Raw genomic sequence first — 20517 nt, forward strand, 5'->3', positions numbered from 1 at the left:
TGGTGGGGTATGAAGCGTTTTGCTTACTTTTGACTGGGCCGGCTCCCGGGCTTCTCAAAAGTGAGCCGCTGTAAGAGCGGAACCGTCAGCAGCCGTTACCGCAGCAACGGATATACACCCGATAAAACCACCACAACGGCCCCAGCCAAACTCAGCCCGCCACCAACACCCGAATCGCCTCCAAACGCAACGCCGCCTTCTCAAGCATCGCCAGCCCTTGCTCGCGCTGTTGGCGCAGGGCTACCAGTTCGCTGTCGCGCACGGTCGGGTTGACCGCTTGCAGGGCGGTCAGGCGGGCCAGCTCCTCGTCGGTATCGGCGGCCAGGCGACGCTGGGCCTCGGCCACGCGTTCGGAGTGACGCGGGGCGATCTTTTCTTCGCCGGCATTGATCCGTGGCGTGAGCTGGTCGCGCTGGGCCTGGATGAACTTGTTGGCGCTGGCGCGTGGCACGCTTTCGAGCTGGTCGTTCAAGGTTTCGAACGAAACCCGGGCGGCCAGGTCGTTGCCGTTGGCGTCAAGCAGGCAGCGCAGGGCGGCCGGCGGCAGGTAGCGGCCCAGTTGCAGCGAGCGCGGGGCCACTACCTCACTGACGTAGAGCAGCTCCAGCAACACGGTGCCGGGCTTGAGGGCCTTGTTCTTGATCAGCGCCACGGCAGTGTTGCCCATGGAACCGGACAGCACCAGGTCCATGCCGCCTTGCACCATCGGGTGCTCCCAGGTGATGAACTGCATGTCTTCGCGCGACAGCGCCTGGTTGCGGTCGTAGGTGATGGTCACGCCTTCGTCGTCGCCCAGCGGGAAGCTGGCGTCGAGCATTTTTTCGCTCGGCTTGAGGATCAGCGCGTTTTCCGAATGATCCTCGCTGTCGATACCAAAGGCGTCGAACAGGGTTTCCATGTAGATCGGCAGGGCGAACTGGTCGTCCTGCTCGAGAATGGCTTCCACCAGCGCATCGCCTTCACCGGCACCGCCGGAGTTGAGCTCCAGCAAACGGTCGCGACCGGTGTGCAGCTCGGCCTCCAGGCGCTCGCGTTCGGTGCGGGCTTCGTCGATCAGCGCTTGCCACTGGCCATCGTCGGCCTCTTCCAGCAATGGCAGCAGGCGCGGGCCGAACTGATGCTGCAAGGCGTTGCCGGTCGGGCAGGTGTTGAGGAAGGCATTCAGGGCTTCGTGATACCACTGGAACAGCCGCGCCTGTGGGCTGGTTTCCAGGTACGGCGCGTGCAGCTCGATGGTGTGCTTCTGGCCGATCCGGTCCAGACGGCCGATACGTTGCTCGAGCAGGTCCGGGTGCGCTGGCAGATCGAACAGCACCAGGTGATGGGCGAACTGGAAGTTGCGCCCCTCACTGCCGATTTCCGAACAGATCAGCACCTGGGCACCAAACTCTTCGTCGGCGAAATAGGCCGCTGCGCGGTCGCGCTCCAGGATGTTCATGCCTTCGTGGAACACTGTGGCCGGAATGCCGGAACGTACGCGCAGGGCGTCTTCCAGGTCCATGGCGGTTTCGGCGTGGGCACAGATCACCAGTACTTTGGTGCGCTTGAGCATCTTCAGGGTGTCGATCAGCCACTCGACCCGCGGGTCGAAACGCCACCAGCGTTCTTCTTCGCTGGCGTCCGGCTGGGCTTGGAAGCTGACTTCCGGGTACAGCTCGGGGTGATCGCCCAGGGGCAGCTCGAGGTACTCGTCCGGGCACGGCAGCGGGTAGGCGTGCAGCTTGCGCTCGGGGAAGCCCTGCACTGCGGCGCGGGTGTTGCGAAACAGCACGCGGCCGGTGCCGTGGCGGTCCAGCAGTTCACGCACCAGGCGGGCACTGGCTTCGACATCGCCATCATTGACGGCGGTCAGCAAGGCTTCGCCTTCGTTGCCCAAAAAGCCGTGGATGGTCTTGTGGGCCTCAGGCGAGAGACGGCCTTTGTCCAACAACTCCTGCACGGCTTCGGCCACTGGGCGATAGTTTTCGCTCTCGGCGCGGAAGGCCTTGAGGTCGTGGAAGCGATTCGGGTCCAACAGGCGCAGGCGAGCAAAGTGGCTGTCCTGGCCCAGTTGTTCCGGGGTCGCGGTCAGCAGCAGCACGCCCGGGATCGTCTCGGCGAGTTGTTCGACCAGTGCGTATTGCGGGCTGGCCTGGTCTTCGTGCCACACCAGGTGATGGGCCTCGTCGACCACCATCAGGTCCCAGCCGGCGGCGAACAGCGCGTCCTGGGCCTTCTCGTCGTCCACCAGCCACTCCAGCGCCACCAGGGCCAGTTGAGTGTCTTCGAACGGGTTGCTGGCATCGCTTTCGATGAAGCGCTCTTCGTCGAACAGCGCGACTTGCAGGTTGAAACGTCGACGCATTTCCACCAGCCATTGGTGCTGGAGGTTTTCCGGCACCAGGATCAGGACGCGGTTGGCGCGGCCGGACAACAACTGACGGTGGATGACCAGGCCGGCCTCGATGGTCTTGCCCAGGCCCACTTCGTCCGCCAGCAACACCCGCGGCGCAATGCGGTCGGCTACTTCACGGGCAATGTGCAATTGGTGGGCGATAGGCTGGGCACGGACGCCGCCCAGGCCCCAAAGCGAAGACTGCAACTGGCGGCTGGTGTGTTCCAGGGTGTGGTAGCGCAGGGAGAACCAGGCCAATGGGTCGATCTGGCCGGCGAACAGACGGTCGCTCGCCAGGCGGAACTGGATAAAGTTCGACAGTTGGGTTTCCGGCAGGGTGACGACTTCGTTCTGTCCGTTGAGGCCGTGATAGACCAGCAGCCCGTCGACGTCATCGACTTCGCGCACGGTCATTTTCCAGCCTTCGAAGTGAGTGATCACATCGCCCGGCGAAAACCGTACACGGGTGAGCGGCGCATTCCGTAGCGCGTACTGGCGAGTGTCGCCAGTGGCCGGATAGAGCACGGTCAACAAGCGGCCGTCCTGTGCCAGAACGGTGCCTAAACCCAGCTCGGCTTCGCTGTCACTGATCCAGCGTTGCCCCGGTTGATACTGCTGCGCCATGCTGCCTGACTCCCGCCTTGAAAAAGCCGGTTATCTTAACGGAAGGATCCCTCAGACCAAAGGAATTACGTACGTTGATTAGTGAGCGACGGCACGGAACTTACGCGTGCCCAGCGATCAAACAAGCTCGGCCCTGGGGATCGCTGTAATGCCAACTGGGTCACAAGTTTCAGACCGGCGGTTCAAGCTGCCACTTTATCAGCCGACAACCTGAAGACAGGAGACCTTTATGTTGCCACCCATGCTCCCTTTGAGCGCCGTACCCATCACCGCTCAACAGGATCCGGTTCGCCAGCGACCGGACATACCGCCCGTGGTCCCGGTGCAGCAAAGTTCCAACGAAAGCACCATCGACCTGCAAAACCGCGACCCGGAAGAGGCCGCGCTGCTGTTGCGCGAGGAACAGCGTCGCCGGCAGGAGCGCGACAAGCGCCACCGCGAGGCCAATGAAGATCCTGAAGAACATCTGGCCGTACCGGGTACCGAACTCAACGCCGACAACACCGTGCCGGTGGTGCCGCTGATAGACGAAGAGTCGCGCCAGGGCTTGTGGGTCGATATCCAGATCTGATTCAGGCGTTTGCCGACGTACGCAGGCTGGTCAACGCCGCCGACAGCCCGCATCATGGACGCATCCGCAATTCACTGCACGATGCCCACACGCCATGAGCCAAGACGACAAGCTGATCGACCTCAGTGCCGAGCGCGCCAAGCGCGTTCACGACCTCAACGAAAAACGCCTCAATGAAGTCCGCCAGGCTTTCGAGCAGGCCATGCCGTTGGGCAAGCCCAAGAAAAAGTCGAAAAACAAACCGAAAAAGCGCTGAACCCCCTCGATCCATTGATGCAGATCAGTTATTTCCCCACCTTTTCGCCCCGTTGCGGGCGTTATTGACCCCGGTCAATTTTCATCCGGGCCTGATTGGTTAACTTGAACCCATCGCAACAGGGGCAAGACCAGGAGGCCAGTCATGTTTTTCGATAATGTGGTGTTTGCCGGGGTGTTGACGGTCGGCCTCATGTTCGTATTTTTCGCAGGCTTTGGATTATTCATCTGGAAAGACGCACACAAGCGGAAAAAACCGTAGGTCTTTCCGGCTAAAACGAGCACGCAAGGCATTTTGGGCGACTTCGGTCGCCCTTTTTTTTGGGGCAAGTTTTCTGTTTTACACAAAGCCATTGTGGGAGCGAGCTTGCTCGCGATAGCGGTATGCCTGTAGATACATGTGTTGACTGACCCACCGCTATCGCGAGCAAGCTCGCTCCCATAGATGTCTGACGTCAGGGCATAAAAAAAGGTGCGAACCGCAAGGATCGCACCTTCTTTTTTGAGCCGCTGGAATCAGCTGCCCAGGGCCTTGGACGCCAGCCAGAACAGCCCGGCCGACAGCGCCACCGTTGCTGGCAGGGTCAGCACCCAGGCCAGCAGGATATTGCGCACGGTGCCACCTTGCAGGCCGCTCTTGTTCGCGACCATGGTACCGGCCACGCCCGAGGACAATACGTGGGTGGTGGAAACCGGCAGGCTGAAGATGTTCGCCATGCCAATCATGCATGCGGTGGTGATCTGCGCCGACATGCCCTGGGCGTAGGTCATGCCTTGCTTGCCGATCTTCTCGCCGATGGTCAGTACCACACGCTTCCAGCCGACCATGGTGCCCAGGCCCAGTGCCAGTGCGACCGCCAGGATCACCCAGAACGGGGCGTACTCGGTGGTGCCGGTCAGGTCCTTGCGCAGTTTGTTCAGGTCGTCTTTCTCACGAGCTGCCAGGCCTGGCAACTTGCCGACCTTCTTCGCCGTGTCGTCCAGGCAGAGCAGGTAGCGACGCACTTCGATACGGCTTTCCGACGGCAGCGAATGGTAGTCCGCCACGCCCTTGAGGGTGCTGAGCAGGGCATCGATGGTGGGTTCGGTCTGCTGTGGGTTGCAACGGAATTTTTCCGGCAGATCGCCTTCCACGCTCTTGCCCAGTGCCAGGAATTCACCCAGGGATTCGTTGTTGCGCTGGTAGAACTGACTCAGGTGCAGGGTCGCGTCGCGGGTCCGCTCGATCTGATACGTGGTGCTGCTCAGGTCGAGTACGAACTGCGAAGGCACGATACCGATCAGCACCAGCATGATCAGGCCGATGCCTTTCTGGCCATCGTTGGAGCCGTGCACAAAGCTGACGGCCATGGCCGAAATCACCAGCACCAGGCGATTCCAGAACGGTGGGTGCTTCTTGTCATCGATCTTGCGACGCTGTTCCGGTGTCTTGTGCATCTTCGACAGCGGACGCCACCATTTCAGGCCGATCAGCACCAGGGCAGCGATCAGGAAGCCGGCCATGGGCGAGAACACCAGGGAGGCGCCGATATCGATCGCCTTCTGCCAGTTCACCCCATCGGCCAACGGGATATCGTTGATCAACGCGTTGGCCAGGCCCACGCCGAGGATCGAGCCGATCAACGTGTGGGAGCTGGACGCCGGGATACCGAAGTACCAGGTGCCCAGGTTCCAGGTAATGGCCGCTGCGAGCAGCGAAAACACCATGGCGAGCCCGTGTCCGGTGTTCACATTGATCAGCAGCTCTACGGGCAGCAAGTGAACGATGGCGTACGCCACCCCCACACCGCCCAGCAGCACGCCGAGGAAATTGAACACACCGGAAAAGAACACCGCCAGATGGGGCGGCATGGCTTTGGTGTAGATAACAGTGGCAACCGCGTTAGCGGTGTCATGAAAGCCGTTGATGAACTCGAAGGCGAGGACAAAAGCCAGGGCGAGCAAGAGGCTCACAAGCACCCAAGCATCCAGTCCGCTGAATAAATCGATCATGAAGGTTTTCTGACCCGGTCATAAGGGGGCGCGATTATGCCAGAAAACCATGGCAATCGATGCATTGCCTGCTCATCGGCAACATTCTTCAACGAAATAATTTGTAGGAATACCTCTGGCGCGAGGTTTTCCGTGGGGCGCGTAACCCTTTGATTCAGGGGCGCAAAGCCTCCCGGAACCTGATCGCCGCCCGCTGTAGAGCACTTCGAGCGGTTGTATGAAATATCTGAAAAGAAGGTCGGCCATGAGCCTTCCCGGCCGTCGGACGGGAGCGGATGGCGGCCCGCTCATGGCGGGCGTGCGCTGCGGTTTCCGGCCTGGGTGGCGGCCGGAGACCTCTTCACAAGAACATCAGGCCCAGAGCGTCACTGCTCTTCGGCTTTGAGTTCTTTTTCCATTTTCTGGAGTTCCTGGGTGAAGGCCTGGTCCTGAACGGTGGCGCGCTTACGCCAGGGTTTGCGTTCCGGTTCAGGTTGTGCGGCGTAGGTGGTGACTTCCCCGCCGTAAACTTCCTTGTAACGTTGTTCCTGGCGCTCAAGTTCCGCGCGCAGTTCGTCTTTCGTCACAGTTGTACCTAATTAATTGAAATTGAATCTGGTGATACGCACTGCATGTAGACATGCAGACGGCCACGGCACCAGAGCTGACAGCTGACGTAGCATCAGGGCTTCGTGTTGTTGCCAATACAGGGGAAGCGACCCTAAAGGTGCTTCGGGCACCAGGGTATTAACCAAGGTGCCTGCGTACGGGAGCGGTCGATTGGCCGTACCGTCGCTGAGTTGCATTATAGCGGTCCAGCTGAATAACACTATCGGGAAATATTTAAAGGGGGCCTGTTGTTGTGTGAAACGATGTTTGTATGTGCAAACTTGTGTCAATCAGGTTTCAGAAGATGCTTGCTAGTGCCGATATCCTGATGCCGTTCAAGGCGACAAGTTCAATATCGCCGACGTCTTCACGTCAAATCGCTTGTCACTCTCGCTCAACTTGTTATGGCGCGTTCGACGGCTGGCGAACTCATGATGCCGGGCAGGATTGCGATTATCGGTTGCTGGTTCGATAATCGAACACTGTTGACGGTCCGAGCCTTGTCTGTCCGTCGGACAGCCGCTTGTAATAGCCGTCATTCCCGGGGAAGGATCAGACATGAACGACCAATTGCGCAATGCTTTCACTTCAGTCGCGCCACCGATCGTCGCCTCACCGGCCAAGCGGATCCAGGCCCTGACCGGCGATCCTGATTTCATGACGTCCCTGGCCCGCGGGTTGGCTGTGGTCCAGGCCTTCCAGGAGCGCAAGCGGCACCTGACCATCGCCCAGATCAGCCATCGTACGGAAATCCCTCGCGCCGCCGTCAGACGTTGCCTGCATACCTTGATCAAGCTTGGCTACGCCACCACGGATGGACGGACCTACTCACTGCTGCCCAAAGTGCTGACCCTGGGGCACGCCTATCTGTCCTCGACGCCTTTGGCCGTTTCTGCCCAGCCGTACCTGGACCGCATGAGCGAGCAACTGCACGAAGCCTGCAACATGGCGACGCTCGAAGGCGACGACATCCTCTATATCGCCCGGTCAGCCACCACCCAGCGCCTGATTTCGGTCGATCTGTCGGTCGGCGGGCGTCTTCCAGCCTATTGCACTTCGATGGGCAGGATTCTCCTGGCGGCCCTGGATGATGCTTCGCTGCGCGACTACCTGGACCATGCCGACCTGCAAGCCAAGACCAGCCGCACCTTGCACACTCCCGAGGCATTGCTTGAATGCCTGCAACAGGTGCGGCAGCAAGGCTGGTGCATCGTCGATCAGGAACTGGAACAGGGCCTGCGTTCGATTGCCGTGCCCGTGTACGACGCTTCCGGTCAAGTGGTGGCCGCGCTCAACGTCAGCACCCATGCCGGGCGGGTCAGCCGCAATGAGCTGGAACAGCGTTTCCTGCCAGGCCTGCTGGGCGCCAGCCGCGACTTGAGCGCGCAACTGTTCACTTAAGCTGTTCGATAAACGCACACAGTCGGCGGCGATGAATTGACGGTATTTGCTTGCCCTCATTAATGTCGCGCAGCGTCATCCGGCGTGTTTCGCCGGTCCCTGATCGTTCGCCTGCGTTTATCGCGTGGAATAAAAATAAAATGAACCAGCCCCAGACCTCCGTAGGCAACTGCCTCGATGTGCAATCCTTCATCAATGCCCAACCCATTTCGCGCTACCAGTGGAGGGTGGTGATTCTCTGTTTCCTGATTGTTTTCCTCGACGGCCTTGATACAGCGGCCATGGGCTTCATCGCCCCGGCGCTGTCCCAGGATTGGGGCATCGATCGCGCCAGCCTTGGCCCGGTGATGAGCGCCGCGCTGATCGGCATGGTGTTCGGCGCGCTGGGCTCAGGGCCACTGGCTGACCGCTTCGGGCGAAAAGTCGTACTGGTGGGCGCGGTCCTGCTGTTCGGCGCGTTCAGCCTGGCGTCGGCCTACAGCACCAATGTCGATCAACTGTTGGTATTGCGTTTCCTGACCGGCCTGGGATTGGGCGCCGGGATGCCGAACGCCACCACCTTGCTCTCGGAATACACCCCGGAACGCAAGAAATCCCTGTTGGTGACCAGCATGTTCTGCGGCTTCAACCTGGGCATGGCCGGCGGTGGGTTCATCTCCGCCAGGCTGATACCGGCGTTCGGTTGGCACAGCCTGCTGCTGATTGGTGGGATCCTGCCGTTGATCCTGACCGTCGTGTTGCTGTTCTGGCTGCCGGAGTCGGCGCGTTACCTCGTGGTGCGCAATCGCGGCACCGACAAGGTGCGCAAGACCCTGGCACCGATCGAACCGAACACGGTGGCCCAAGCGGCGAGCTTCAGTGTGCCGGAACAGAAAACCGTGAAAGCCCGCAATGTGCTGGCGGTGATTTTCTCCGGCACCTACAGCGCTGGCACCTTGCTGCTGTGGCTGACCTATTTCATGGGGCTGGTGATCGTCTACCTGTTGACCAGTTGGCTGCCGACCCTGATGCGCGACAGCGGCGCGAGCATGGAGCAGGCCGCGTTTATCGGTGCTTTGTTCCAATTCGGCGGCGTGTTGAGCGCCGTCGGTGTGGGTTGGGCGATGGACCGGTTCAATCCGCACAAGGTCATCGGCCTTTTCTATCTGATGGCCGGGGTGTTTGCCTACGCAGTGGGGCAGAGCCTGGGCAGCATCACCTTGCTCGCCACCCTGGTGCTGGTGGCCGGCATGTGCGTCAACGGCGCGCAATCGGCGATGCCTTCCCTGGCCGCGCGTTTCTACCCGACCCAGGGTAGGGCCACCGGTGTCTCGTGGATGCTGGGCATCGGTCGTTTCGGTGCGATCCTCGGCGCCTGGATGGGCGCGACCCTGTTGGGCCTGGGCTGGAACTTCGAACAGGTCCTGACCGCCCTGGTGATCCCGGCGGCCCTGGCGACCACGGCGGTGGTGATCAAGGGCATGGTCAGTCATGCGGATGCGACCTGAGCCCACGATCTAACTCCAGTGGAAACAAATCTGAGGGCATGCAGGGCACTTGTGGGAGCGAGCTTGCTCGCGATAGCGGTGGATCAGACATGCATCCATCGCTGACACATTGCTATCGCGAGCAAGCTCGCTCCCACAGGGGGCTCTGTGTCCTTGGATGAATCGATAGCTCAACAACAATATGTTCGATAAACGAACACTTAGTCGATTATCGGATTGTTTGGCTTTTCCCCCAGGCTTAATCTTCAGTCACTGCGGCGCTTAACCTCGCGCCTTTTTCTTCATGTCGGTCTACTGGAAAACGGGAGCCTGCCCCATGGCTGAAATCCTTTCGCTGCACGACGCGGTGAAGCAATTCGTCAACGACGGCGATATCGTCGCGCTCGAAGGCTTCACTCACCTGATTCCTACGGCGGCGGGTCATGAAATCATTCGTCAGGGAAAGAAAGATCTGACCTTGGTGCGCATGACACCTGACCTGATCTACGACCAGTTGATCGGCGCCGGTTGTGCTCGCAAGTTGATTTTCTCCTGGGGTGGCAACCCTGGCGTAGGGTCGTTGCACCGCTTGCGCGATGCCGTGGAGAAACAATGGCCGCACCCGCTGGAGATCGAGGAACACAGCCACGCCGACCTGGCCAACGCCTACGTCGCCGGCGCTTCCGGCCTGCCGTTCGCGGTGCTGCGAGCCTACGCCGGTTCCGACCTGCCGAAGGTCAACCCGCTGATCAAGAGCGTGACCTGTCCCTTCACCGGTGAAGTATTGGCCGCTGTACCATCGGTGCGCCCGGACATCACGGTGATCCACGCCCAGAAAGCCGACCGCAAGGGCAACGTGCTGCTGTGGGGCATCCTCGGTGTGCAGAAAGAAGCCGCCCTGGCCGCCAAACGTTGCATCGTCACCGTGGAAGAAATCGTCGACGACTTGAACGCACCGATGAACGCTTGCGTACTGCCGACCTGGGCATTGAGCGCCGTGTGCCTCGTGCCGGGTGGCGCTCATCCGTCCTACGCCCACGGCTACACCGAGCGTGACAACCGTTTCTACCAGGCGTGGGATCCGATCGCCCGGGACCGTGAGACCTTTACCGCATGGATCAACGAATACATCCATGGCACTAAAGACTTCAGTGAATTCCAGGCCAGACTGGCAGCCGCTTCGCAGGTGAAACCATGACTTACTCCACCAACGAAATGATGACCGTCGCCGCGGCGCGTCGCTTGAAGAACAATGCCGTGTGCTTCGTTGGCATCGGCCTGCCGTCGAAAGCGGCCAACCTGGCGCGGCTGACGTCGTCGCCGGACGTCGTGCTGATCTACGAATCCGGCCCGATCGGTGCCAAGCCCAGCGTACTGCCGTTGTCCATCGGTGACGGTGAACTGGCGGAAACCGCCGATACTGTCGTGCCGACCGGTGAGATTTTTCGCTACTGGCTGCAGGGCGGGCGTATCGACGTCGGTTTCCTCGGCGCAGCCCAGGTCGACCGTTTCGGCAACATCAACACCACAGTGGTGGGCGACTACCATCAGCCGAAAGTCCGCCTGCCAGGTGCCGGTGGCGCGCCGGAAATCGCCGGTTCGGCCAAGAGCGTGTTGATCATCCTCAAGCAGTCGGCTCGCTCGTTTGTCGACAAGCTGGATTTCATCACTTCGGTCGGCCACGGTGAAGGCGGCGATTCGCGCAAACGCCTGGGCCTGCCAGGCGCCGGTCCCGTCGGTATCATCACCGACTTGTGCATCATGGAACCGGAAGCCGGCACTCATGAGTTCGTGGTCACTGCGCTGCACCCCGGCGTGACCCGCGAGCAAGTCATTGCGGCCACCGGGTGGGCGATCCGTTTCGCCGACCAGGTGCAAACCACCGCCGAGCCGACCGAAGTGGAGCTGCGCGCACTGCGCGACCTGGAAGCTCGTACCGCGGCGGCCCACGGCCAGGCACCGGGAGAAGCCTGATGCGCGACGTTTATATCTGTGATGCGATTCGAACCCCCATCGGTCGGTTTGGCGGCGGTTTGTCCGCCGTGCGTGCCGATGACTTGGCGGCCGTGCCGATCAAGGCGCTGATGGAGCGCAACCCATCGGTGGACTGGAGTGCGGTGGACGAAGTGTTTCTCGGCTGCGCCAACCAGGCCGGCGAAGACAACCGCAACGTGGCGCGCATGGCGCTGCTGCTGGCGGGCCTGCCGGAAAGCATTCCCGGTGTGACCCTCAACCGCCTTTGCGCCTCGGGCATGGATGCCATCGGCACGGCGTTCCGCGCTATCGCCAGTGGTGAAATGGAACTGGCCATCGCCGGTGGGGTGGAGTCGATGTCCCGTGCGCCGTTCGTAATGGGCAAGGCCGACGCGGCGTTTTCCCGCAACATGAAGCTGGAAGACACCACCATCGGCTGGCGTTTCATCAACCCATTGATGAAAGCCCAGTACGGTGTGGATGCGATGCCGCAGACCGCTGATAACGTGGCTGATGACTACGCCGTGTCCCGCGCCGACCAGGACGCTTTCGCCTTGCGCAGCCAACAGCGCACGGCAGCGGCCCAGGCGGCAGGCTTTTTCGCCGAAGAAATCGTTCCAGTGCGCATCACCCATAAAAAGGGTGAAACCGTGGTCGAGCAGGATGAGCATCCTCGCGCCGACACCACGCTGGACACCTTGAGCAAACTCAAACCGGTCAACGGCCCCGACAAGACCGTCACGGCTGGCAACGCCTCGGGTGTCAACGATGGCGCGGCAGCACTGATCCTGGCGTCGGCCGAGGCGGTGAAGAAACACGGCCTGACGCCGCGCGGCAAAGTGCTGGGCATGGCCAGTGCCGGCGTGGCGCCCCGAGTGATGGGCGTCGGTCCGGTGCCGGCGGTGCGCAAGCTCATTGAGCGCTTGGGCCTGGCGGTCGCGGATTTCGATGTGATCGAACTCAATGAAGCGTTTGCCAGCCAGGGCCTGGCGGTGTTGCGCGATCTCGGCCTGGCGGACGATGCGCCCCAGGTCAACCCGAACGGCGGCGCCATCGCCCTCGGTCATCCCCTGGGCATGAGCGGGGCGCGCTTGGTGATGACGGCGCTCCATCACTTGGAAAAGACCGGCGGCAAGAAAGGCCTGGCGACCATGTGTGTCGGCGTCGGCCAAGGGCTGGCGCTGGCGATCGAACGCGTCTGACGCGTCGTCCTACTAATAAGAAATCGAGGAACGCTGCATGACTGACAAGCCTGGTTATCGTCGCCCCCAAGCGGGCACCCAGCCGGAGTATCTGCATCCGCCGTACCAGTCCACCAACCTGCGCTCGCCGTCCAAGCCGTTGGTGTTCCTGCCTCATTCGCTGTCGGAAATTACCGGCCCGACTGTCGGTGCCGACCGCGTGCAAGAGAAGGACCACGACCTGACCGCCCAGCATGCCGGCGAGCCGCTGGGGGAGCGGATCATCATTCACGGGCGCGTGCTGGATGAGCATGGCCAGCCGGTGCCGGGCATCCTGGTGGAGATCTGGCAGGCCAACGCCGCCGGTCGCTACAACCACGACCGTGACGACCATGACGCGCCGCTGGATCCGAATTTCACCGGCACCGGTCGTACCGTCACCGACGCCGATGGCTGGTATCAGTTCCAGACCATCAAGCCTGGCGCCTATCCGTGGGGTAACCACCACAACGCCTGGCGCCCGGCGCATATCCATTTCTCACTGTTCGGGCCGAGCATTCTGACGCGCCTGGTGACGCAGATGTATTTCCCTGGCGACCCGTTGCTGGCCTACGACCCGATCTACAACTGCGTGCCGGACACCCGTGCCAAGGAACGTCTGATCGCCAGTTTCGACCTGGAAAAAACCGTCCCTAACTATGCCCTCGGTTACCGCTGGGACATCGTCTTGCGCGGCCGCGATGCCACGCCGATGGAGAAATAAGATGACGCTCACCGCCACCACGTCCCACACCGTTGGCCCGTACTACCACATCGGCCTGACCTGGCTGAACCGCGAAGACCTGACCGACACACAAACCCTCGGCCAGCGCGTGGCGATCACCGGCCAGGTGGTCGACGGCAATGGCCAGTTCGTCAACGACGCGATGCTGGAAGTCTGGCAGGCCAACGCCGCCGGTAAATACGCCCACCCGGAAGACGACCAGGACAAACCCCTGGACCCGCACTTCGAAGGTTTCGGCCGGGTGCCGGTGGATGCCGAAGGGCGTTTCCGGTTCACCACCATCAAGCCGGGCACTGTGCCAGGGTTGAACGGTACGACCCAGGCACCGCACCTGGTGGTGCTGGTGTTCGCTCGCGGGTTGGTCAAGCATTTGCTGACGCGTATCTATTTCGACGGCGAACAGGCCAACGAAACCGACCCGCTGCTGGCCTGCGTACCCGAGGAGCGTCGCGCCACGATCGTGAGCAAGCCTGATGCATCGGGCGTGTATCAGTGGAACGTGATCCTGCAGGGCACAGATGCCGAGACGGTGTTCTTCGATTACTGAGCCGCGGCTTCTTGTGGCGAGGGAGCTTGCTCCCGCTCGGCTCTGTAGGAGCTGGCGAAGCCTGCGATCTTTTGATCTTTCACTTGAAACTCAAGTGATTGGGAAAAGATCGCAGCCTCGCTTCGCTCGACAGCTCCTACGGGCGCAAGCCAGCGGGAGCAAGCTCCCTCGCCACAGAGATGACACACGCCCTGTGGGAGCGAGCTTGCTCGCGATGGCGACGGTACAGGCGCTGCTGCTTGAAAGTCTGTTTGTGGAACGGGGCTGTTACTAAGTGTGTCTAGACTTTGTTAAGTCCCCAACGAGTGAATAACCCATGACCACCCCAATCAGCCACTACACCGGTGAAGAACGCAGCAAGCGCATCTTCGCCATCGTCGGTGCTTCATCCGGCAACCTGGTCGAATGGTTCGACTTCTACGTCTACGCGTTCTGCGCGATTTATTTCGCGCCAGCGTTCTTCCCCTCGGACAACCCTACGGTGCAACTGGTCAACACGGCCGGTGTGTTCGCCGCCGGGTTCCTGATGCGACCCATCGGCGGCTGGATTTTCGGCCGGGTGGCGGACCGTCATGGGCGCAAGAATTCAATGATGATCTCGGTGCTGATGATGTGCTTCGGCTCGTTGCTCATCGCCTGCCTGCCCACCTACAAGGACATCGGCGTCTGGGCGCCGCTGTTGCTGTTGTTTGCGCGCTTGCTGCAGGGCCTGTCGGTGGGTGGCGAATATGGCACCACTGCCACCTACATGAGCGAAGTCGCCCTCAAGGGCCAACGCGGCTTTTTTGCTTCGTTCCAGTACGTGACGCTGATCGGCGGGCAATTGCTGGCGGTGTCGCTGGTGGTGATCCTGCAACAGTTCCTCAGTGAAGACGAACTGCGTGCCTATGGCTGGCGGATTCCATTCGTGGTGGGCGCCGTGGCTGCATTGATTTCCCTGTTCCTGCGGCGCTCCCTGAAGGAAACCAGCAGCAAGGAAATGCGCGAGAACAAGGACGCCGGCAGCATCATGGCGTTGTTTCGCAATCACAAGGCCGCGTTCATCACCGTGCTGGGCTACACCGCCGGCGGCTCGCTGATTTTCTACACCTTCACCACCTACATGCAGAAATACCTGGTGAACACCGCTGGCCTGCACGCCAAGACCGCCAGCTACATCATGACCGGCGCGCTGTTCCTGTATATGTGCATGCAGCCGTTGTTCGGCATGTTGGCGGACAGGATCGGCCGGCGTAATTCCATGCTCTGGTTCGGAGCCCTGGGAGCGTTGTGCACGGTGCCGATCCTGCTGACCCTCAAAAGCATCAGCAGCCCGTTCCTGGCGTTTGTCCTGATTACGTTGGCGCTGGCGATTGTCAGTTTCTACACCTCCATCAGTGGCCTGGTGAAAGCGGAAATGTTTCCACCTGAAGTGCGGGCGCTGGGAGTAGGGTTGGCTTACGCGGTGGCCAATGCGATTTTTGGCGGTTCGGCGGAGTACGTTGCCTTGAGCCTGAAGGCCCAGGGCATGGAGAACACTTTTTACTGGTATGTCACGGTGATGATGGTGGTGGCGTTCCTGTTCAGCCTGCGCCTGCCCAAGCAGCCGGCGTATTTGCACCACGACCTTTGACCCTACCGCGCCGGCCGTGAGGCCGACGCACCCAAGGACTGTTTATGAGCGAACGACCGGGCAATCAGCTGTTCGATGCCTATTTCACGGCCCGCGACATGCGCGAGGTGTTCTGCGATGCGGGGCGGGTCCAGGCCATGCTGGATGTCGAGGCCGCGCTGGCCCGGGCCGAGGCGCGGGTAGGGTTGATCCCCCGGGATGCGGTGGCGCCGATCGAGAGCGCCTGCCGTGCCCAGTTGTACGATTTTTCTGCATTGAGCGAAGCGATTGCCAGTGCCGGCAATTCGGCGATCCCGTTGGTCAAGGCATTAGGCAAGCGCATCGCCACCGAGAACGCCGAGGCCGAGCGCTATGTGCACCTGGGCGCGACCAGCCAGGATGTGATGGACAGCGGGCTGGTGCTGCAACTGCGCCAGGCGTTGGGCTTGATCGAGGCAGAACTGGCGCAACTGGCTGGCACCCTGGCCCGACAAGCCGAACGCTACGCCGCTACGCCGCTGGCCGGGCGCACTTGGCTGCAACACGCGACGCCGGTGACCCTGGGCATGAAAATCGCCGGTTGGCTGGGGGCGATCACCCGCAGTCGCCAACGTTTGAATGAACTCAAGCCGCGCTTGCTGGTGCTGCAATTCGGCGGCGCCTCCGGGACGCTCGCCGCCTTGGGTGAACAGGCCTTGCCCATCGCCGAAGCCCTGGCCGCCGAGTTGCAACTGAACCTGCCGGAACAACCGTGGCATACCCAGCGCGATCGCCTGGTGGAGTTCGGCGCGGTGCTGGGTTTGATCGCCGGTAGCCTGGGCAAGCTGGGCCGTGACATCAGCCTGTTGATGCAGACCGAGGCCGGCGAAGCGTTCGAGCCGTCGGCGCCGGGCAAGGGCGGTTCGTCCACCATGCCGCACAAGCGCAACCCGGTGGGTGCGGCAGTGCTGATCGGCGCGGCGACGCGGGTGCCCGGTTTGTTGTCGACGCTGTTCAGCGCCATGCCCCAGGAACACGAGCGCAGCCTGGGCCTGTGGCACGCCGAATGGGAAACCCTGCCGGAGATCTGCTGCCTGGTGTCCGGTGCCTTGCAACAGGCGCGGCTGCTGGCTGAAGGGCTGGAAGTGGACGCGGCGCGCATGGCCCGCAACCTGGAACTGACCCAGGGGTTGGTGCTGGCCGAAGCGGTGAGCATCGTCCTGGCCCAGCGTGTCGGGCGCGACACGGCGCACCATCTGCTGGAGCAATGTTGCAAGCGCGCCGTGGCCGAGCAACGGCATTTGCGTGATGTGCTGGGGGATGAACCTCAGGTCACTGCGCAGCTATCCGCGACCGAGCTTGATCATCTGCTCGACCCGGCGCACTACCTCGGACAAGCCCAGACCTGGGTCGCCCGGGCCGTGGCCGAACACCTTGCCTTGAATGCCTGAAAGGAGATTGTTGTGGGATTCGTCAAACTCGCCGAGGGCGATCTGAACTATCGTTTTGATGGGCCGCAAGACGCCCCTGTGTTGGTGCTCTCCAATTCCCTGGGCACCGATCTGCACATGTGGGACGAGCAGGTCGCGGCCTTCAGCGAACACTTTCGCGTGTTGCGCTTTGACACGCGCGGCCATGGCCAGTCGCTGGTCACCGAAGGACCGTACAGCATCGAACAACTGGGCCGCGATGTGCTGGCGATGCTTGATCAGTTGAACCTCGACAAGGTGTATTTCTGTGGCTTGTCCATGGGCGGTTTGATCGGCCAGTGGCTGGGGATCAACGCCGGCGAGCGCCTGCACAAACTGGTGGTGTGCAACACCGCGGCCAAGATCGGCGATCCGTCGGTGTGGAACCCGCGCATCGAAACCGTGCTGCGCGACGGCAAGGCGGCGATGGTAGCGTTGCGCGATGCCTCGATTGCCCGTTGGTTTACCCCTGACTTTGCCGAAGCCCAGCCTGCGATGGCAAAAAAAATCACCGACATGCTCGCCGCCACTTCGCCTCAGGGCTATGCCGCCAACTGTGCGGCGGTGCGTGATGCCGATTTTCGCGAGCAGTTGTCGTCGATTCGCGTACCGTTGCTGGTGATCGCTGGCACCGAAGATGCCGTGACGCCGCCGTCGGGTGGGCACTTTATCCAGGAGCGGGTCCGTGGGGCCGAGTACGCCGAGTTCTACGCCGCGCACCTGTCCAACGTCCAGGCCGGCGCCGCGTTCAGCGCGCGGGTGCTGGATTTCCTGCTTGATTCTGGCCGTGCCTGAGGAGTTTTTTGTGGACGAGAAACAACGTTACGACGAAGGCATGCAAGTACGCCGCGCGGTGCTGGGCGATGCCCACGTCGATCGCAGCCTCAATGCCCTGACCGAGTTCAACAGCGAGTTCCAGGAGATGATCACCCGCCACGCCTGGGGCGACATCTGGACCCGCCCGGGCCTGCCGCGCCACACCCGCAGCCTGATCACCATTGCCATGCTGATCGGCATGAACCGCAACGAAGAACTCAAGCTGCACCTGCGCGCCGCCGCCAACAACGGTGTGAGCCGCAGCGAGATCAAGGAAGTGATCATGCAGAGCGCCATCTACTGCGGCATCCCGGCGGCCAACGCCACCTTCCACCTGGCCGAGTCGGTGTGGGATGAATTGGGCGTCGAATCGCGGGCTTGAGAACCACCGCCAATCCCTGTGGGAGTCAATGCTGTGGGAGCAAAGCTTGCTCGCGATGCAATGCCACACTCACCAGAAATGCCACTGACCCACCGCGATCGCGAGCAAGTTTTGCTCCCACACGGGATCTTCAGTGAGCACAGGTTTTGTGCTCGGCACCGATTCCCTGTGGGAGCGAGCCTGCTCGCGATGACGGTGGTACAGCCTCCATCCAGGTTTGGCTTTTACAGCAAGCTGATCGGATAGCTGATGATCAACCGGTTCTCATCGAACTCATTGGTGCTGTAATCCCGACGCATCGTCGAGTTGCGCCACTTCACATTGAGGCTCTTCAGCGCGCCGCTCTGCACGGTATAGGCCAGCTCACTTTCACGGCCCCATTCCTTACCGTCGTCGACCGTGGCGGTGTGCACGTTGTCACCGCTGATATAGCGGTTCATCAGGGTCAGGCCCGGCACGCCGACGGCGGCGAAGTTGAAGTCGTGGCGCAGTTGCCAGGACTTTTCCTTGGCATTGTCATAACTGGAGTTGTAACTGTCGTTCGCCAGGGTGCCGCCGCTGGTGCCGTTGACGCGCATCCAGGCATCGTCACCACCGACTTTCTGCAGGCCGACATAGAAGGTGTTGCCGCCGTATTTGGCCGAGAGCATGGCGAACGCGGTCTTGTTGTCCAGGTCGCCGGCCAACGCACTGCCGTTTTCCTTGCCGGTGAAGTAACCGAGGTTGGCGCCCAGGGTCCAGTCGCCGATGGGCTGGCTGTGGGTCAGGTTGAAATATTGCTGCTGGTAGATGTCGGACAGTTCCGCGTACCACACGCCGACCTGGGTGCGTTTTTCGTTGAAGGCGTATTCACCGCCGCCAAAGTTGAAACGGTCGGAGGTGAACGCGCCGCGGCCGTTCATGGACATGTCTTCCATGCTCGCGTCGTTGCGCGGGCTGTTGCCACGGAACTGGCCGCCGTAGAGGCTCAGGCCGTTGATTTCAGTGGAAGTGACCTGGCCGCCGCGGAAGGTCTGCGGCAGGGAACGGCCGTCGTCGGAGCGCAGGATCGGCAGCACCGGCATCCACTCACCGACTTTCAGTTCGGTCTTCGACACCTTGGCCTTGAGGGCGACGCCCAGGCGACCGAAGTCATCGGCTGGACGACCGTCATCGTGCACCGGCAGCAGTTGCGTACCGGCCGTACCACGACCGCCGTCGAGCTTGACCGAGTACAGGCCCAGCACGTCCACGCCGAAACCGACCACACCCTGAGTGAAACCGGACTTGGCGTCGAGGATGAAACTCTGGGTCCATTCCTCGGCTTTACCTTGGGTGGCGTTCGAGTTGGTGAAGTTGCGGTTGAAGTAGAAGTTGCGCAGGTTGAGGTTGACCTTGGCATCTTCGACAAACCCCGATTCCGCGGCCAGGACGGGCAGGGCGGTACTGGTCAGGGCGACGGCAATGAGGCTGGGGATAAAGTGCTGTGTGGGCTTCATGGGCGTTGTCTCTATTTTTTGTGGACGAAGCGAGTTGCTGCCGCACGTTTGAGGTGCAGGCGCTAAGGGTGGAGCCAGGGTCGTCAGGGCGATTGGGGATCAGCCGGGTGAGGCGGGGTGTAGGGGCATGGCGTCGAACCTGTTGTTATTGGTTTTGTGCGAGCGATGGTGAAGGGCCGCCCGGGATTGGTTCAATTGGCGTTTGCGGGTTTTGGGCGATTATCGAACGGCAAAACAACTGATTGAATGGACGCATTCCACTGTGGGAGCGAGCTTGCTCGCGATGGCGGCCTGTCAGCTGTCGAGTACATATCCATTGCTGCGGTAACGGCTACTTATGGTTCCGCTCTTACAGCGGCTCACTTTTGCGCTCTTCAAAAGTGAGCCTCCGTCAGGGCGGAACCCTAAGTCGCCGTTACCGAGAAAATGGATATGTACTCAGTCAAAAACATCCTGGCCGACTGACAGGCCGCCATCGCGAGCAAGCTCGCTCCCACAAGATTTGTGGCCGGTCTGACAGACGCGACGACTTTTCCGACGAGGTTTTAAGGTTGCTGCTCGGAAGCGGTATCTCTAGCTTGTTCGGGTCGCTGCCCATTCAGCGATCGGGACTGCAAGCCCGCCGAATTCGTTAGGCGCCAGCGCCCGGACCCAATGTCTCGGGCTCCAATTGATGCAGGAGCGCCGTTATGAAAAAACATCATCCTTCTTCGCCATCAGAGAGCACCTTCCCCTACAACGACCCCGATCCAGAAAAGCTCCAAGAGGCCGCAGACCGAGCACTCGATTACCATCTGGGCACCCACCCTGATCCCAAACCCAAAACCTCAACTCAAGTTTTCACCGTCATCGATACCCTCGACACCGAGTGCCTACTGGCAAATCTCAGCGAAACCCTGGCCTCGGCCAGTGCCATGGTCAATGACCTGGCGTTCGATCTGAAAGGCTCTCGGCGGCATGTCGCATTAGGCGTGGCGCAGATGATTGACTTGAGTGAGTTGTTGGCCAATCGAGCGCTGGATCTCGTCGACCCGCGTTAACCAAG

Annotated in this window: 19 protein-coding genes; 15 read left to right on the top strand and 4 right to left on the bottom strand. The window is 61.2% G+C overall.

Going from position 1 to position 20517, the window contains the following annotated elements; genetic code table 11:
- Window positions 1-151 precede the first annotated feature (151 nt).
- Entirely contained in the window at window positions 152-2998 is a 2847-nt protein-coding gene (gene rapA / locus QMK47_RS07655) for an RNA polymerase-associated protein RapA (protein WP_253472122.1), read from the bottom strand.
- A 229-nt stretch (window positions 2999-3227) separates the two neighbouring features.
- Here rapA and QMK47_RS07660 point away from each other — a divergent pair, with 229 nt between their 5' ends.
- The 3 genes from QMK47_RS07660 to ccoM all read left to right on the top strand — a co-directional run bounded on the left by QMK47_RS07660 (window position 3228) and on the right by ccoM (window position 4086).
- Window positions 3228-3569, top strand: coding sequence for an aspartate-semialdehyde dehydrogenase (locus QMK47_RS07660; protein WP_230152715.1), 342 nt, complete (start codon window positions 3228-3230; stop codon window positions 3567-3569).
- Between the two features lie 94 nt (window positions 3570-3663).
- Window positions 3664-3825: a hypothetical protein gene (locus QMK47_RS07665; protein ID WP_003198631.1), complete on the top strand. Its 162-nt coding sequence runs from the start codon at window positions 3664-3666 to the stop codon at window positions 3823-3825.
- Window positions 3826-3969: 144 nt separating this feature from the next.
- Window positions 3970-4086, top strand: coding sequence for a cytochrome c oxidase subunit CcoM (ccoM, locus tag QMK47_RS07670; protein WP_025212288.1), 117 nt, complete (start codon window positions 3970-3972; stop codon window positions 4084-4086).
- Between the two features lie 254 nt (window positions 4087-4340).
- Here ccoM and QMK47_RS07675 read toward each other — a convergent pair whose 3' ends face one another.
- Both QMK47_RS07675 and QMK47_RS07680 read right to left on the bottom strand, forming a co-directional pair.
- On the bottom strand, window positions 4341-5816 hold the full coding sequence (locus QMK47_RS07675; RefSeq protein WP_253472123.1) for an inorganic phosphate transporter: 1476 nt from the start codon (window positions 5814-5816) through the stop codon (window positions 4341-4343).
- Window positions 5817-6181: 365 nt separating this feature from the next.
- Window positions 6182-6382, bottom strand: a complete 201-nt coding sequence (locus QMK47_RS07680) for a hypothetical protein (RefSeq protein WP_003184509.1) — start codon at window positions 6380-6382, stop codon at window positions 6182-6184.
- Window positions 6383-6962: 580 nt separating this feature from the next.
- On the opposite strand from QMK47_RS07680, the gene pcaR reads away from it, so the two are divergent.
- The 11 genes from pcaR (at window position 6963) to pcaC (ending at window position 17994) form a co-directional block, all read left to right on the top strand.
- Window positions 6963-7805, top strand: coding sequence for a pca regulon transcriptional regulator PcaR (gene pcaR / locus QMK47_RS07685; protein WP_003184507.1), 843 nt, complete (start codon window positions 6963-6965; stop codon window positions 7803-7805).
- Window positions 7806-7945: 140 nt separating this feature from the next.
- Window positions 7946-9292, top strand: a complete 1347-nt coding sequence (locus QMK47_RS07690; RefSeq protein ID WP_320390017.1) for an MFS transporter — start codon at window positions 7946-7948, stop codon at window positions 9290-9292.
- A gap of 316 nt (window positions 9293-9608) precedes the next feature.
- Window positions 9609-10469, top strand: a complete 861-nt coding sequence (locus QMK47_RS07695) for a CoA transferase subunit A (RefSeq protein WP_320390018.1) — start codon at window positions 9609-9611, stop codon at window positions 10467-10469.
- Complete coding sequence (locus tag QMK47_RS07700) at window positions 10466-11245, top strand: CoA-transferase subunit beta (protein WP_053178376.1); 780 nt, start codon at window positions 10466-10468, stop codon at window positions 11243-11245. The genes QMK47_RS07695 and QMK47_RS07700 overlap by 4 nt, the downstream gene beginning before the upstream one ends.
- Window positions 11242-12447 (top strand): 3-oxoadipyl-CoA thiolase, encoded by a 1206-nt coding sequence (gene pcaF / locus QMK47_RS07705; RefSeq protein ID WP_258691209.1) that lies wholly within the window; start codon window positions 11242-11244, stop codon window positions 12445-12447. Before QMK47_RS07700 ends, pcaF begins: the two co-directional genes overlap by 4 nt.
- A gap of 37 nt (window positions 12448-12484) precedes the next feature.
- Window positions 12485-13189, top strand: coding sequence for a protocatechuate 3,4-dioxygenase subunit beta (pcaH, locus tag QMK47_RS07710; protein WP_320390019.1), 705 nt, complete (start codon window positions 12485-12487; stop codon window positions 13187-13189).
- A 1-nt stretch (window position 13190) separates the two neighbouring features.
- The gene (gene pcaG / locus QMK47_RS07715) at window positions 13191-13757 is read left to right on the top strand and encodes a protocatechuate 3,4-dioxygenase subunit alpha (protein ID WP_024619589.1); all 567 of its coding nucleotides are present in this window, start codon (window positions 13191-13193) and stop codon (window positions 13755-13757) included.
- 316 nt (window positions 13758-14073) lie between these two features.
- Window positions 14074-15369 carry an MFS family transporter gene (locus QMK47_RS07720; RefSeq protein ID WP_253472127.1) on the top strand — a complete coding sequence of 432 codons (1296 nt, stop codon included), beginning with the start codon at window positions 14074-14076 and terminating at the stop codon, window positions 15367-15369.
- A 44-nt stretch (window positions 15370-15413) separates the two neighbouring features.
- Window positions 15414-16778 carry a 3-carboxy-cis,cis-muconate cycloisomerase gene (locus QMK47_RS07725; RefSeq protein ID WP_320390020.1) on the top strand — a complete coding sequence of 455 codons (1365 nt, stop codon included), beginning with the start codon at window positions 15414-15416 and terminating at the stop codon, window positions 16776-16778.
- A gap of 12 nt (window positions 16779-16790) precedes the next feature.
- Complete coding sequence (gene pcaD / locus QMK47_RS07730; RefSeq protein ID WP_253472131.1) at window positions 16791-17591, top strand: 3-oxoadipate enol-lactonase; 801 nt, start codon at window positions 16791-16793, stop codon at window positions 17589-17591.
- Between the two features lie 10 nt (window positions 17592-17601).
- Entirely contained in the window at window positions 17602-17994 is a 393-nt protein-coding gene (gene pcaC / locus QMK47_RS07735) for a 4-carboxymuconolactone decarboxylase (protein WP_014336968.1), read from the top strand.
- A 224-nt stretch (window positions 17995-18218) separates the two neighbouring features.
- On the opposite strand, the gene QMK47_RS07740 is transcribed toward pcaC, so the two are convergent.
- The gene (locus QMK47_RS07740; RefSeq protein WP_258690514.1) at window positions 18219-19472 is read right to left on the bottom strand and encodes an OprD family porin; all 1254 of its coding nucleotides are present in this window, start codon (window positions 19470-19472) and stop codon (window positions 18219-18221) included.
- A gap of 689 nt (window positions 19473-20161) precedes the next feature.
- On the opposite strand from QMK47_RS07740, the gene QMK47_RS07745 reads away from it, so the two are divergent.
- Window positions 20162-20512, top strand: coding sequence for a DUF6124 family protein (locus QMK47_RS07745; RefSeq protein ID WP_027911689.1), 351 nt, complete (start codon window positions 20162-20164; stop codon window positions 20510-20512).
- The last annotated feature ends 5 nt before the right edge of the window (window positions 20513-20517 follow it).

It is taken from the genome of Pseudomonas sp. P9_35, assembly GCF_034008205.1.
GTDB classification, from domain to species: domain Bacteria; phylum Pseudomonadota; class Gammaproteobacteria; order Pseudomonadales; family Pseudomonadaceae; genus Aquipseudomonas; species Aquipseudomonas kilonensis.

Coding starts and splice junctions, on each gene's coding strand:
- pcaG (WP_024619589.1), top strand. CDS start 13,191: ATGACGCTCACCGCCACCACGTCCCACACCGTTGGCCCGTACTACCAC.
- QMK47_RS07745 (WP_027911689.1), top strand. CDS start 20,162: ATGAAAAAACATCATCCTTCTTCGCCATCAGAGAGCACCTTCCCCTAC.
- ccoM (WP_025212288.1), top strand. CDS start 3,970: ATGTTTTTCGATAATGTGGTGTTTGCCGGGGTGTTGACGGTCGGCCTC.
- rapA (WP_253472122.1), bottom strand. CDS start 2,998: ATGGCGCAGCAGTATCAACCGGGGCAACGCTGGATCAGTGACAGCGAA.
- QMK47_RS07665 (WP_003198631.1), top strand. CDS start 3,664: ATGAGCCAAGACGACAAGCTGATCGACCTCAGTGCCGAGCGCGCCAAG.
- QMK47_RS07700 (WP_053178376.1), top strand. CDS start 10,466: ATGACTTACTCCACCAACGAAATGATGACCGTCGCCGCGGCGCGTCGC.
- QMK47_RS07675 (WP_253472123.1), bottom strand. CDS start 5,816: ATGATCGATTTATTCAGCGGACTGGATGCTTGGGTGCTTGTGAGCCTC.
- QMK47_RS07725 (WP_320390020.1), top strand. CDS start 15,414: ATGAGCGAACGACCGGGCAATCAGCTGTTCGATGCCTATTTCACGGCC.
- pcaR (WP_003184507.1), top strand. CDS start 6,963: ATGAACGACCAATTGCGCAATGCTTTCACTTCAGTCGCGCCACCGATC.
- QMK47_RS07695 (WP_320390018.1), top strand. CDS start 9,609: ATGGCTGAAATCCTTTCGCTGCACGACGCGGTGAAGCAATTCGTCAAC.
- QMK47_RS07740 (WP_258690514.1), bottom strand. CDS start 19,472: ATGAAGCCCACACAGCACTTTATCCCCAGCCTCATTGCCGTCGCCCTG.
- pcaH (WP_320390019.1), top strand. CDS start 12,485: ATGACTGACAAGCCTGGTTATCGTCGCCCCCAAGCGGGCACCCAGCCG.
- QMK47_RS07660 (WP_230152715.1), top strand. CDS start 3,228: ATGTTGCCACCCATGCTCCCTTTGAGCGCCGTACCCATCACCGCTCAA.
- QMK47_RS07720 (WP_253472127.1), top strand. CDS start 14,074: ATGACCACCCCAATCAGCCACTACACCGGTGAAGAACGCAGCAAGCGC.
- QMK47_RS07690 (WP_320390017.1), top strand. CDS start 7,946: ATGAACCAGCCCCAGACCTCCGTAGGCAACTGCCTCGATGTGCAATCC.